Source organism: Pseudomonas sp. FW215-R2, from assembly GCF_058789255.1.
Map to the genome: position 1 here is coordinate 144,302 of NZ_JBYTBO010000004.1, position 12,527 is coordinate 156,828.

Sequence of the window (12,527 nt, forward strand, 5' to 3'; positions counted from 1 at the left end):
AACCTATGTGTGAAAAGCTATTTCGAGGCTCAGGGCACTGACCCAGACGCTACCGAGTTACCGGTAAAAAAGTTCTCAGGCTTGCGCGGGATGACGCTGTAGGTTTCGCCGTTGAGGCTTTGCACGACGCTGTACGTTTTGGCTTGCAGGTTGTAGATAACGACTGGCTTCACTACCACCGCAGGGATAGAAGGAACAACGAATGGAAGCACTTGTGAGACGCGCCACAGCTTGCCTTCTGCGTCGTAACCATCCACCAGTGAGACCGTCCAGCTGTCTTCATCGATGAAGAATTTACGCTTAGGCACGGCATGGCGTTTGCCTGCCGCGACAGTTGCTTCAAGTTCCCAGACACGATGCAATTCCCAGCGAACCTTGTCCGGATTGAGGTGGTTGGCCACAAAGGCGTCATCACGTTTTTCGGCGTTGAATTTGTTGTCGTTGTAAGGGATGTACATCTCCTTTTTGCCGACCAGCTTCCAGTCGTAGCGATCTGGATGGCCAATGAAGCCATGTACTTCATCGAAGTAGTTAGCGCCTGAGGCAACAAAATCCGGTGTGTCATAACCTACAGTAGGCGCTCGCCGTACTCGGCGCTGACCGACTAGGTATTGCCAGGCTTCTCTCGGTTCCTGCGCGTTTATGCTGTCGTGCGTCACCAGCGACTCGCCGGCCTTGAACGGTGGTTCGTTGGTCAAGAAACGCAATAGTGCGTATTGCCCCGACCATTTATCAGCGGCGCCGTCCTTGTAGTAATAGGGGTACTGCCAATTCTCGACGCCACGACTGGCCAGTGTCCGGGTTCCGTCAGCATTGCCAATGACGTTGGCATATCCCATCTGAATGGATTCCGCTTCTACCCGCAGCAGAAAATTCCAAATGACCTCGTTGCCGGTTTTAGGTATTGGGAATGGAATGCCGCCATAGCACCCCTCCACCGACAGTCCGTTGCTGGTCGTCTTACAACGGGTCGCATTGGCAAACGTGTTTTGATAAACGCTGTCAGGTGCTGCGGCCGTACGGTGAGTTGGGTAAATATCCAGATGGAACGTGTCGGGATATTTCGCCAGCAAGGCTTTCGTGCCTTCACTCAATTTGTCCGCGTACTGCGCAGCGTTCTTGGCGGTAATTTGGAGCACCGGCTTCTCGCCCGGAAACGGATCAGCCGGCATATCGCCGAACTTTGCCCCGGACACTTCCTTGGTCAGTCCACCTGTCCAAGCAGGAATAGATCCATCGGCATTACCAGCTTTTTCGGCGCCCATTGGAGTTAATGTAGTTTTGAGTTTCGCGGCCTCGTCAGGGCTCACCGCCGCAAATGCGGAGCTGGCACAGATTGAGATCGACAGGGCAGAAAGCAGTAGCAGTTTAGTTTTTGTCATTGTCAGGGCCGCCTGTTCTTTGCTTAAAAGGTTCGCTGGATCGAGAACGCCACAAAATCTCTGTCTTTCATGTTTTGTTGGTAGGTGAACGAGTTGGAGGAGTTGATGACTGGCCCCGCCTCACCAAAGAAATTGGTGTAGCTAAGCGAGGCATACCATTGCTTCTTGTAATCAGCCTTGAGACCCAGGGTTAGGTCACCGCCATGCTCTGGGCCAAATGCTTGAGGCGTGACTGAAGAGCGTCCGGATGGGTTGTAACCGATGGTGATCGGAGCCTGAACGTCGATCCCGGGAAAGACCTGGAAGTACTGAGGTTCAAACGTAAAGCGCAGCGCAAAGGCATCGCGTGTGGTGTTGGGATCCAGCTGATCAGCATTTTTGGTCACGCTCAGCCGGCGGTTAAACGCCAGTTCACCGACGAACGACGCGCCGTCCCAAACCGCCGATCCGCCGTAAACATTGACCATCGACACCTGGGCATGCCATGAGCGACCAATCGGGTAAGCCGGATTGGAATCGTTGTCGGAATCCAGGCCGGTAATGATGGTGCCGCCGACACCTGCCAACGGGGTATCGAGCCTGATAGAGGTTTCACCGGCAATGTTAGCTTCGCCCACCAAGGTGCTAAAGCTTGCGCCGAAGACCTTGATGTCCTCGGGATAAACATTAATGAAGGTATCGTTCGCACCAGGAACCAATGCGGCCGGGCGGAAGTAAAACACCGGGGTCTTTTCGTGATACTTCGCGGCGTATAGACCGAACTCCCAGTCCTCAATGCCGAACTTCAGTTGAGCACCGAATTGCCCGGAATTCCTGGCATCCTTATCCTTGCCGTGACGCAGTTCGCCGGTCGGGAAAAACACTCGCTCCCCGCCTTCACCGACAAAATCTGCACCACTAAAGTAGCTGCCGGCGGCGGGAAGTCGGGTCTTGTTCCACTCGAATTGGTAATAGGCGCCGACACTGACTTTATCGTTCAGCTGCCAGTTACCGGACACCTGTTTGGTTGGCATAAGAATCTCTTTGAACTGAGATCCCGGTACCGATTGCAGCTTTACCAAATCGACTGTGGATTGCGCATTGGCAATACCGTTGGCACCAAAGAACAGGCTCTCACCATAGATCTGTGTGAACTGCCCCAACCGCCCGGACAGCGAGGTATTGCCGATTTCTTTCGAGCCGTAGACGAAGGCATCGAGAACTTCAGTGTTCGTTTCGTGGACGCGACGTGTATCACTGGTGAACTGATCGTGATCAACGCTCACAGAGTTGGCGGTGCTTGGTGAGTTGTTATCGTTGTCATGGCTGTAGACGTTGTCGTACCAAGACGCTGCGCTGAGGCGCGCCCCGACATCTTTGTATTTGATGTCGAACTCTGAAAGCAGATCCAGGCGATTGGAAATCAGCCCCCGATCGAAGTTTCGATCGCCGTCATCAAGGTTGGGGTTGCTGTTGGACGTGCCAGGAGCGGCCGCGACCTTGCTATCAAGTTTGTTCACGCGCCATGCGTTGCTGTACTTGATCGTGTTGTCCCAAGTCGCCGAAAGATCAGGACTGCCGGTGTCGATCTGGAAGGCGTGCGATGGTGTTGAGAGGCTCAGCAATACCGTTGCGCTGACGGCGCAGGCAACGCTGGAAACCGGTAACGGACAGAGCCGCTGGTTGGCTGTTTTCATGAAGATGTTCCTGTATTTTTTGTTTTTGTAAAAGGTCATCTACTCGCAGCACTGGCCGCGAATACATCAGGGTGCTACGTAACGTTCCGAGCTCCTTTGTTACCCGCCTTGCCGCTCCAAATGCGCGGCCAGCGCTTGCAAGCCAGCCTCCACAAGAACGATGTCCAGTTGCGATCTCAACCCGCTGACGGCAAAACCTCCTACGACTTCACCTTCAACAACGATTGGAAGTCCGCCTTCGATGGCAAAGACACCGTGAATCATCGAGGCGCCGGATCGGCCATCAGCGACCATGTCCTCAAAAAATCTGGTCGGTCGACGCGTGACTGCAGCACTGCGGGCTTTATCAATGGCCGTCTGGACTGACGAGACGGATGCGCCATCAAGTCTTCTAAACGTCATCAAGTACCCCCCCTCATCTACTACGGCCATCGAAGCTTTCCAGCTCTCTTGGTCGGCTTTTTTCATGGCCGCCACGAGCATCAATTCGGCATCAGCCAGGTCGAGAACCCGCTTCGTCTTCATCGCCCACCTCGCAAGTCGCAGGTTTTTGCAGCTGATTTGGATCGAAATCAAAATGCACAATAATATTTTTGCTGCATTTAAATTATCTTTGTGCACAAAAAATATTCCTGCTCAAATTCAAAGTCAAGAAGATTCGGGCGCGCCTGCTCATCCACGCTCCAGATATCCGAAGCGAAGCTGAACCATTGAGGCTTTGAGCACAGAAGATGAGGGCTTTATGAAGCCTCCTGCCATGGAGACGTTTCTCATGGCAGCGGTTTCAAAAAGAGAAAAAACGGGACGTCGCAGATTTCTTTGAGGGGGCAGGAGCCTGCTTCAGTGTGGGAAGCAGTCTCCTTTGATTGAGGGTGTATTAATCAATACTGCGTAAGCCGTTGATGAGGTCTTCCTGACATTTCAGGAGCGCTGACTTTATCGCTTCCTCCCCTTCTTCCATTCGCCAGACAGGGCCGACAACATCGATCGCATAACGCCCTTGAGGCGTCTGTATACCCACAGCTATCGCGCCAACACCCATCGTGTGCTCGTCAAAGTCGTAAGCAAATCCGCCCTTCCTGATCTGCTCTAACTGTTTCAACAACTGAGGGAGTGTTGGTGTTTTAGGAGTGAACTGTTTGAGCTCCGGCCCCAACAGTTCACGAATGGCCTGGTCATGCATGTTGGACAGCAGAATTTTTCCACCTGATGTGGCGTAGATGCTCAAAAAATTGCCGGCTACGGGCGCAACCCTCAACGCATGCGGCGAAACAATAGTTTGAAGAATCATCAATTCAGTACCGCTTGCGCCGACTAGAACTGCCGTTTCCCCCGTAACGCGCGAGAGTTCCTCAAGGTAGGGTCGCGCTTTTTGAGTGATATCCACGTGACTATGCGAAGCCAGGCGCATGAGCGCCGGCCCGAGACAAACACCTCCCCTGCCATGTACTTCAAGAAGATCTTCATGTGCAAGTGCATCGACCAACCGCTGGACGGTTGAGCGCGGTAAACCGCTGCGCTTGGCGATTGCTCCAAGGCTTAACCCTGATGGCTCGTCTTCCAAGCAGCGAAGAATCGCTGCCGCGCGCGAGATGACCTGGACACCGCCACGATCAGATTCCTGGATTGTCATATCATTGCCTTTCGTATCATCAGTTGGTACATTGTACCGCACAGTAGGTTGTACGTACTTTTTTGCACAGCAGGAATTTCTCCCTTGTCCTTACCTATTTCATCTTCCACTCCTGCGCCTTTCGGCTGGAGACTCGCCATCGGCTTGGTCGGAGTTTTGATTGCCGCACTTACGTCAGGCATCAATGATCGCGTCACTGATATTACCTTGGTCGACGTCCTGGGCATCTATGGTCTTGGTCACGACGAAGGCACCTGGGTCAGTTCTGCATATGCAGCAGCCGAAGTATCCGCGATGCTCATAGCGCCGTGGTTCGCTGTGACGTTTTCACTTCGTCGCTTCGCGATTGTTGCCACGTTTGCCTTCACAATCTTTGGCATACTCATTCCTTTTGCTCCTAACCTTGAAAGCTTGATTACGCTACGCGTACTTCAAGGTTTAGCTGGAGGAGCATTACCCCCTTTGCTGATGACCGCCGCCCTCCGTTTTTTACCTTGGCACGTCAAGCTATATGGACTCTCCGCCTATGCCTTAACAGCAACTTTCGGCCCAAATATCTCTATGCCACTGGCGTCACTTTGGACGGAAGGTGGTGACTGGAAAATGGTCTTTTGGCAGATCGTACCGACAGGTTTGATCGGTGCAGCGCTCATCGCCTACGGCCTCCCGCAAGATCCAATCCGACTTGAGCGCTTCAAGCAGGCTGACTGGCAAGGGGCACTGTTTGGGGTTGGCGGCATCTCAATGTTGGTCATCGCCTTGACTCAAGGTGAAAGGCTCGACTGGTTGAATTCGCCGCTCATAAGTGCCCTTCTTTTGGGCGCAGCGATGTGCCTGCCACTTTTCTTGCTGAATGAGTGGTTCCACCCACTTCCATTGTTCAAGCTTCAGTTGTTGGAAAGGCGCAACTTTTCATACGGCATCATCACCTTGTGCCTGTTCCTATTTCTGGCCATGGCCGGCAGTGCAATCCCTGCGTCTTACTTGACTGAAGTACAAGGCTATCGGCCGCTCCAAACAATGCCAACAGCGCTAATGATTGCCCTACCTCAATTGCTCCTGGCGCCGCTGGTGGCGACCGTGATCAATCGCAATTGGATCGACTCGCGCTACGTGATTGCCGGCGGTCTTACCCTACTGGCCGTTGCTTGTGTCGGCGGATCGTTGATCACCAGTGACTGGATTCGGGACGACTTCTACGTCCTTCAAATGCTCCATGCCTTCGGTCAACCAATGGTCGTAGTGCCCTTGCTGATGAACGCAACCGGTGTGATCCACCCAATGGAAGGCCCGTTCGCTTCTTCTATGGTCAACACGATGCGAGGTTTGTTTTCGGTAGTGGCTGCATCTGCACTAGAGAACTTCATCACCCATCGCGAACACCTGCATTCCAACACACTGCTCGATGCACTGGGTTCAAAGCATCAATCGTTAAGCCCTCTGCTCGACGACAAAGCCGTGAGCTCCATGGCAGAGCGTGTGCGAGAACAAGCCTTTGTATTGAGCTTCAGTGATGCCTTCGTGGCATTGCTGGCTGTGATCACCATTTTGTTTGTCGTCCTCGTGACTCTGCCCAAGCGCGCCTTTCCACCGCAACCCCCGGTATCGCCATGAAACAACATAGAACTGCTATCAGCTTAATCACCACCGCCATCGTCATCTGTGCCGTCTACACCGGCTACAAATTCCTGAATGGAGGTTCTGTTCAGAGCACAGATGACGCCTACATAAGAGCCGACTCCGTCCTCGTATCACCTCGTGTATCAGGACAAATCACAAAGGTTGCCGTGGAAGACAACCAGTCAGTAAAAGCAGGCCAGTTACTGGCCGAACTCGATGACCGAGACTTCCTCGTTGCACAGGCAGCGGCAGCTGCAAATGTCCAAGCGGCAAAAGCAGAGCTGAAGAATCTTAGCGCCACTATCGAACGCCAGTCGGCTGTCATAGATCAAGCAGCCGCGACCACACGCGCCACTGCCGCATCGTTGAAGTTCGCGCAAGCGAATGCCCAGCGATACCTCAACCTATCGAACGCGGGGGCAGGAACCCTTCAGGAGCGGCAAAAAGCCGAGGCAGATCTACAAGGCTTGCAAGCTACACGTGATAGGGATGAGGCCTCCCGAATTGCTGCCGTGAAAACTCTCGACGTATTGAAGGCGCAACTTGATGTCGCCAAGGCTGCTCTTGCTAAAGATGAAGCGGCGCTGAGACAGGCAGACCTCAACATCTCCTACACAAAAATCACCGCACCGCAGGATGGAGTGGTTGGTCAGCGTTCAGTTCGCGTTGGTGCGTATGTCTCTCAAGGGCAGCCGCTTATGGCTGTAGTCCCTCTAGATGAGGCATTTGTAGTCGCAAATTTCCGAGAGACACAGTTGGCTCACATGCGAGCGCAACAGACCGTTGACCTGCGTGTCGACAGTTTCCCAGGTCACGGATTCAAGGGACGTATTGAAAGTCTTGCGCCGGCCACTGGCCTGTCGTTTTCCGAAATTGCGCCAGACAATGCCACAGGCAACTTCACAAAAGTCGTCCAGCGCATCCCTGTAAAAATCGTCTTCGATGAGAGCCAGCCTGACTTGGATCGACTGCGTATAGGAATGTCAGTAGTGGTCAGCGTCGATACTATCAAGGAGCAATGAAATGAAACGTACTCTTTTGTTGATCGCGTTGAGCAGTCTCAGTGCATGTGCAGTGGGGCCTGACTTTCAGAAACCACAAAGCCAGTTGCCGGCAACCTGGCAAGACTCCATGCACTCTGGCGCGACCTTGGAAGGAAAGGTTGATACCCAGTGGTGGCAACAGTTGGGTGACCCACAATTGACCAGCCTTGTGGATCGTGCAACCAAAGCCAATTTTGACGTACGCACCGCTAGTAATCGCCTGGAGCAAAGCCGGCTACTGCGCAAAGTCACAGGCAGTGAGCAACTGCCAGGAATTAGTGCTAACGGTGCGTACAAGCGCGCTCGGAATAGCTCGGTAGGTGTGCTGGATGAGTCGAACTTGAATGGTAAAGCGCCCTTCGAACTATGGAGCAGCGCCATCGATGCCAGTTGGGAAGTCGACCTGTGGGGCCACGTGCGCCGCAGCGTCGAGGCCGCAGACGCAGAGGTCGAACTGACCAAGGCACAACGTGATGGTGTGTTACTGAGCATCGCGGCGGAGACCGCCACTGATTACATCCGTCTGCGTGGCGTGCAGGCTAAACTGGCGGTTGCTAAACAGAATCTGGAAATTGCGAAACAAAGCAACCTGCTCACTAAAACTCGTTTTGAAAATGGTGTGACCACCAACCTGGACACTTCCAACTCGGCCGCACAAGTAGCAACGATAGAGGCTGTATTGCCGGTGCTTGATGCTGAACAGGATCGATTGATCAACGCACTTAGCTATTTGCTCGGCGAGGCACCTCGAACATTGCACGTTGATCTGATCGAACCCAAAGCTATCCCGAATCCCGCACCGGATGTTCCTGTCGGTTTACCATCAGAATTAGCTCAACGCCGTCCTGACATTCAACAAAGTGAAGCCGCTTTACACCGAGCCACGGCAGCCATCGGGGTTGCCAAAGCAGATTTTTATCCTCGCATCAGTCTGGGGGCAAGCATGGGCTTCCAGGCTATGGATGGGTCGAACTTGGGGGCATGGAACTCGCGAGAATGGTCTTATGGCCCAAGCCTTTACCTACCTATTTTTCAAGGTGGCCGACTGACCGGCACTCTTGAGTTGCGTAAACGCCAGGAGCAGGAGGCAGCTCTAAATTATCAACGCGTTGTACTCGGCGCTTGGCATGAAGTTGATAATGCGATGACTGATTATGCTGCAGAGAAAAAGCATCACTCTGCGCTCGAGGAAGCCGTCCATCAGAACAACATCGCGCTGAGCACTGCCCGGAATCGATATGCCCAAGGAGCGGTGGACTTCATCAACGTATTAGGTGTGCAGCGCTCACTCCTAACAACGCAAAGTGATCTAGTCGATAGCGCAACCGAAGCAGCGCTAGACCGTGTGCGTCTGTATCGAGCACTCGGAGGTGGCTGGCCTAACAGCTAAAGGCGATCGGGAGACAACATGGATATATTTTATGCCATGCGCGTGTTTGTGAGAGTCGCCGAGACCGGCAGCTTTACAGCTACTGCCAATTCGTTGAATGTCTCAACCGCGCACATTTCACGCTCAATTGCTTTACTCGAAGACTCTATCAAAGCTCGCTTGATACAGCGCTCTACCCGTAGTCAGGCACTGACAGAAGTCGGTGCTCGCTATCTTGAGTCCTGCAAGGAGATTATTGCCAAGGTTGAAGATGCCGCCTCTGAAGCAGGCTCTTCCTTCCTTAAACCCAGTGGATGCTTGAAGGTACATTCAGTGACCGAATTCGGGCTTGAATGTCTGATGCCATTGGTAGTGGAATATTCAAAATGCTGTCCCGAAGTGACTCTCGATTTGACGCTGGCCCGCCAAAGGCCGCACTTGATCGATGACAACCTCGACGTTCTGATAACCCTCTCACGCAATTTGCCGGATTCTGATTTGGTAGGTCAGCACCTTGGGAGCTTTTTCAGCGTGGCGTGTGCGTCCCAAGAGTACCTAGATCATCGCGGAGTTCCGATCAGCCCATCAGACCTGACCCGCCACACCTGCCTGCGACTGACGGATTCGATGTTTCCGGATCGTTGGGTTTTTGAAGGATCAGAAGGTGAAATGGTCATTGATCCAGGTGAAACCTTCAAGGTAAACCATTCAGAAGCGCTCGCATTCAGTGCTTCGGCAGGTATGGGAATCTGCTTGATACCAAGCTTCGTCGCTAGCAAGCCACTGCGTGAAGGTAGCTTGGTACGCGTATTGCCTGAGTATCAGCTTCATGAACGAAGCGTATACGCCATCTACTCATCGAGAAGATATCTGGACGCAAAGATCAAGACTTGGGTAGACCACATGAAAGCTCAGCTTCCCAAAGTGTTTGACAGACATTTATCAATCGTCAATTCGCCAAAATACTGGGTTGGCCGCGACGTCAAGCGTAAATTGGGATAGCCCAGTTACTCCAACAAGGTGTCTCTTTCCTTTGCGGCAGACAATTGGACACTCTGCTCTCTGACTGTCGCAGTGCAATCCGGTATCTGCCCTACACTCTACTCTTGCCTCACATCAGTTTTTGTGGGCGGTGGTAGAATTCAGCCTTTGCACTAAACTATGTTTTGCGCATAAAATCTTTTTAGTGCAAATTCTAGGAAACCCTCCAGACCATGATTTCCTCCCCCAACAGTCCGCTGATCGATGTCGCGCTGACGAAGATGAAAAAAGCGATTGTTTGTTGCGAACTGGCCCCGGGCGAAAAGCTCAAGGTCGCCGAACTGTCCAAAACCTACGGACTGAGCAGTTCTCCCATTCGTGAAGCGCTTAATCGACTGACTCAAGATGGTGTCGTCGAAGCCAGCGACAACAAAGGGTTCAGGGTTGCACCAATCTCCACTACCGATTTCCGCGACATTACGCGGATGCGTTGCCTACTCGAGTGCGAAGCGCTGAGTGATGCCATCCAGTATGGAGACGACACCTGGGAGGCCGACGTGCTGGGTGCGTTTCATCGCTTGAGTCTGATTGAGAAGAAACTGGGAAGTGGTGTACTCGTACTCGATGATGAGTGGTCTAACCGGCATAAGGCATTCCACTTCGCGCTGTTCGCGGCTTGCCCGTCACCGCTTATGCTAAAAATGATCGACTCTCTTTTCGACAGAGCGGAGCGTTACAGGCGCTTTTCAGCTAAGCAGCGGATCACTCCAAGGCACAAGGGGAATGAGCATCAAGAGCTGATGGATGCTGCGCTGGCGCGAGACCCTAAGGCTGTGACGCTATTACGCGATCACATTCAAAACACGTTGGGTCGAACTGTTGAAGCCATCGAGCGCCAACAAGCTACGCTTCAGTAAAATATTGATCTGCCACTGGTTTCGGATTTTCGGCTCGATGACGTTGGCACGCGTCATCGATAGCTGAATTTACATATCCCACAAGAAACCCTTCACCTCGCAACTGCTTTCGTGGACAGTACGAAGCAAAGGGCGTACTGCTCCTTATAGGGTTATCGCTTGCGCAAACCTGATCGATTTATCGCAAGCGACGCTATTACTCTTCAGAGCCTGCTCAGGTTCTTTGCACCACAACGCAAGCTCCATACCCTCAAGCATCTCCATCGCCCAAGCGATAGTGACTGCCCCGCCGTAAACGTAGTGATCCGGGCGCACGATGACCACATTGCAGCCACGGCGCTCCAGCCATTCGGCCAGCACGCCGTCAACCTCTTCGTAATCATCAACAGCGCGTGTGCCAGACTGTTGGGAGCCGACTAACCGAACGACTTGGAGAGGCAGACTTTTCAACGATTGGCTACTTCGCAGACATCTTAATAGCGCGCTGGCGTCGAACCCTGGCGCAATCACCACTCGAAAGGATTGGCCAGTAAACTCATCCAGCAGTGCTTTCTTGCCGGCATGGTTGATGACCATTGGTTGCGGAAACAGCTCTCCGGCAGGCGGAACATTGGCTATAAAGCCTTGCTTCAAGCCAGGAATCAGCGATTGCCTGATGGTGCCTCCCGGATTTTCAGTCATCTGCTGGATCAGGCGCGCATCCCGGATTGAGGCTTTCTCGCTGTCACGCTCGCAAATCACTCCGCCGAATTCTTTTGCCGCCATCGTGGTTTGACGGACATGAGGAATACGTTCGGTCTGGTAGGAATTAAGGAACGCGGGGGCAGCAAGACCTCCTTTAACCAGCGCTAGTTTCCAAACCAGATTCAATGCATCGCGAATTCCTTGGCACATGCCTTGTGCCAGAAAGGGGGGCGTCATGTGCGCCGCGTCTCCGAGGAAAAACACCCGGTCGGACTTCCACTGCTCCAGAATCAGCGCATGGAATCGGTAGGCAGACGCACGCCACAGCTGATAGTCCCCCTCAGGTAACCAGCGGGCGATAAGCTTCTTGATCGCTTCGGGTTGTGAGATTTCCGTCGGCTGTTCGTCAGGGTTAATCATGAACTCCCAACGCCGATGCTGACCCGGCCCGACGACAAAGGTACAGGGCCTGGCCAGCTCACAAAACTGCACGTTGGTCTTCGGCAAATTTTCGCCCGCCCCTTCGTTGAGGATCACGTCCACCACCAGCCATGGCTCGTCGAAGGCTAGATCCTCCATTTTCAGCCCTAGGCGGGTGCGGATCGGACTGGTGCCTCCGTCACACGCCAAGACATAGTCTGCAGTCACCGTACGCTCTACCCCGTCCTTGGACTTAATACGCACATCCGCTTGCGAACCTTTGGATTCTACCGATAGAACCTCTGAACCGAGCTCCACAGTGACGGACTTCAAATCCGCAATTTTACTGCGCAGAGCGCGCTCGACCGGGGGCTGCGAGAACACGTAGTTAGGCGCCCAACCTAGCGGATAGGGAGGTTTGGCGGCATCTATGCGCTTGATTAGTTGAGAACCGGTGGTGCGGTACTCCGAAGGACGATACGGCATGACATGTTCAGCAATATCATTGGCCAAACCAATATTGCCGAAGACACGCATCACTTCGTGATCAAAGCCCATGGCCCTTGGGTTGATATACACCGATTCAGACTTGTCCACGACGAGAGCACTCAGCCCCCACATGCCAGCCAAATTAGCGCACAGAGCACCCACTGGCCCCATTCCAACAATGATGACATCGTAGTCCATCGTCTACTCCGCTTTTTGTTTTTATCTATTGCGACTTCTGGTTGATGAACTGGTTTGTTCTCGCCCATCAACCAGAATTCAACACCGAAAGATCGGAACGGGCTATTCACCCCTT

10 protein-coding genes are annotated in these 12,527 nt (G+C 53.1%); 5 read left to right on the forward strand and 5 right to left on the reverse strand.

What is annotated here, in order from left to right; genetic code table 11:
* Positions 1-29: 29 nt before the first annotated feature.
* From AC3WRD_RS07475 to AC3WRD_RS07490, 4 genes are all read right to left on the reverse strand, one after another.
* On the reverse strand, positions 30-1,382 hold the full coding sequence (locus tag AC3WRD_RS07475; protein WP_102619962.1) for a DUF1329 domain-containing protein: 1,353 nt from the start codon (positions 1,380-1,382) through the stop codon (positions 30-32).
* 23 nt (positions 1,383-1,405) lie between these two features.
* Positions 1,406-3,058 (reverse strand): DUF1302 domain-containing protein, encoded by a 1,653-nt coding sequence (locus AC3WRD_RS07480; protein ID WP_102619961.1) that lies wholly within the window; start codon positions 3,056-3,058, stop codon positions 1,406-1,408.
* 99 nt (positions 3,059-3,157) lie between these two features.
* Entirely contained in the window at positions 3,158-3,679 is a 522-nt protein-coding gene (locus AC3WRD_RS07485; RefSeq protein WP_102619960.1) for a GlcG/HbpS family heme-binding protein, read from the reverse strand.
* A 256-nt stretch (positions 3,680-3,935) separates the two neighbouring features.
* Complete coding sequence (locus AC3WRD_RS07490; RefSeq protein ID WP_102619959.1) at positions 3,936-4,691, reverse strand: IclR family transcriptional regulator; 756 nt, start codon at positions 4,689-4,691, stop codon at positions 3,936-3,938.
* 84 nt (positions 4,692-4,775) lie between these two features.
* Between AC3WRD_RS07490 and AC3WRD_RS07495 the strand changes: the two genes are divergently transcribed.
* The 5 genes from AC3WRD_RS07495 (at position 4,776) to AC3WRD_RS07515 (ending at position 10,621) form a co-directional block, all read left to right on the forward strand.
* The gene (locus AC3WRD_RS07495; protein ID WP_102619958.1) at positions 4,776-6,305 is read left to right on the forward strand and encodes an MFS transporter; all 1,530 of its coding nucleotides are present in this window, start codon (positions 4,776-4,778) and stop codon (positions 6,303-6,305) included.
* A complete protein-coding gene (locus tag AC3WRD_RS07500; protein WP_102619957.1) occupies positions 6,302-7,333 on the forward strand; it encodes an HlyD family secretion protein in 1,032 nt (343 codons plus the stop codon). Before AC3WRD_RS07495 ends, AC3WRD_RS07500 begins: the two co-directional genes overlap by 4 nt.
* Before the next feature lies 1 nt (position 7,334).
* Positions 7,335-8,744 carry an efflux transporter outer membrane subunit gene (locus AC3WRD_RS07505; protein WP_102619956.1) on the forward strand — a complete coding sequence of 470 codons (1,410 nt, stop codon included), beginning with the start codon at positions 7,335-7,337 and terminating at the stop codon, positions 8,742-8,744.
* A gap of 18 nt (positions 8,745-8,762) precedes the next feature.
* The gene (locus AC3WRD_RS07510; protein ID WP_102619955.1) at positions 8,763-9,725 is read left to right on the forward strand and encodes a LysR family transcriptional regulator; all 963 of its coding nucleotides are present in this window, start codon (positions 8,763-8,765) and stop codon (positions 9,723-9,725) included.
* A 212-nt stretch (positions 9,726-9,937) separates the two neighbouring features.
* Positions 9,938-10,621, forward strand: a complete 684-nt coding sequence (locus AC3WRD_RS07515; RefSeq protein ID WP_102619954.1) for a GntR family transcriptional regulator — start codon at positions 9,938-9,940, stop codon at positions 10,619-10,621.
* Positions 10,622-10,765: 144 nt separating this feature from the next.
* Here the strand turns inward: AC3WRD_RS07515 and AC3WRD_RS07520 are convergent, their stop codons facing one another.
* Positions 10,766-12,412 (reverse strand): bifunctional 3-(3-hydroxy-phenyl)propionate/3-hydroxycinnamic acid hydroxylase, encoded by a 1,647-nt coding sequence (locus AC3WRD_RS07520; protein ID WP_102619953.1) that lies wholly within the window; start codon positions 12,410-12,412, stop codon positions 10,766-10,768.
* Between the last annotated feature and the right edge of the window lie 115 nt (positions 12,413-12,527).

Coding starts and splice junctions, on each gene's coding strand:
- AC3WRD_RS07475 (WP_102619962.1), bottom strand. CDS start 1,382: ATGACAAAAACTAAACTGCTACTGCTTTCTGCCCTGTCGATCTCAATC.
- AC3WRD_RS07515 (WP_102619954.1), top strand. CDS start 9,938: ATGATTTCCTCCCCCAACAGTCCGCTGATCGATGTCGCGCTGACGAAG.
- AC3WRD_RS07500 (WP_102619957.1), top strand. CDS start 6,302: ATGAAACAACATAGAACTGCTATCAGCTTAATCACCACCGCCATCGTC.
- AC3WRD_RS07510 (WP_102619955.1), top strand. CDS start 8,763: ATGGATATATTTTATGCCATGCGCGTGTTTGTGAGAGTCGCCGAGACC.
- AC3WRD_RS07505 (WP_102619956.1), top strand. CDS start 7,335: ATGAAACGTACTCTTTTGTTGATCGCGTTGAGCAGTCTCAGTGCATGT.
- AC3WRD_RS07520 (WP_102619953.1), bottom strand. CDS start 12,412: ATGGACTACGATGTCATCATTGTTGGAATGGGGCCAGTGGGTGCTCTG.
- AC3WRD_RS07490 (WP_102619959.1), bottom strand. CDS start 4,691: ATGACAATCCAGGAATCTGATCGTGGCGGTGTCCAGGTCATCTCGCGC.
- AC3WRD_RS07480 (WP_102619961.1), bottom strand. CDS start 3,058: ATGAAAACAGCCAACCAGCGGCTCTGTCCGTTACCGGTTTCCAGCGTT.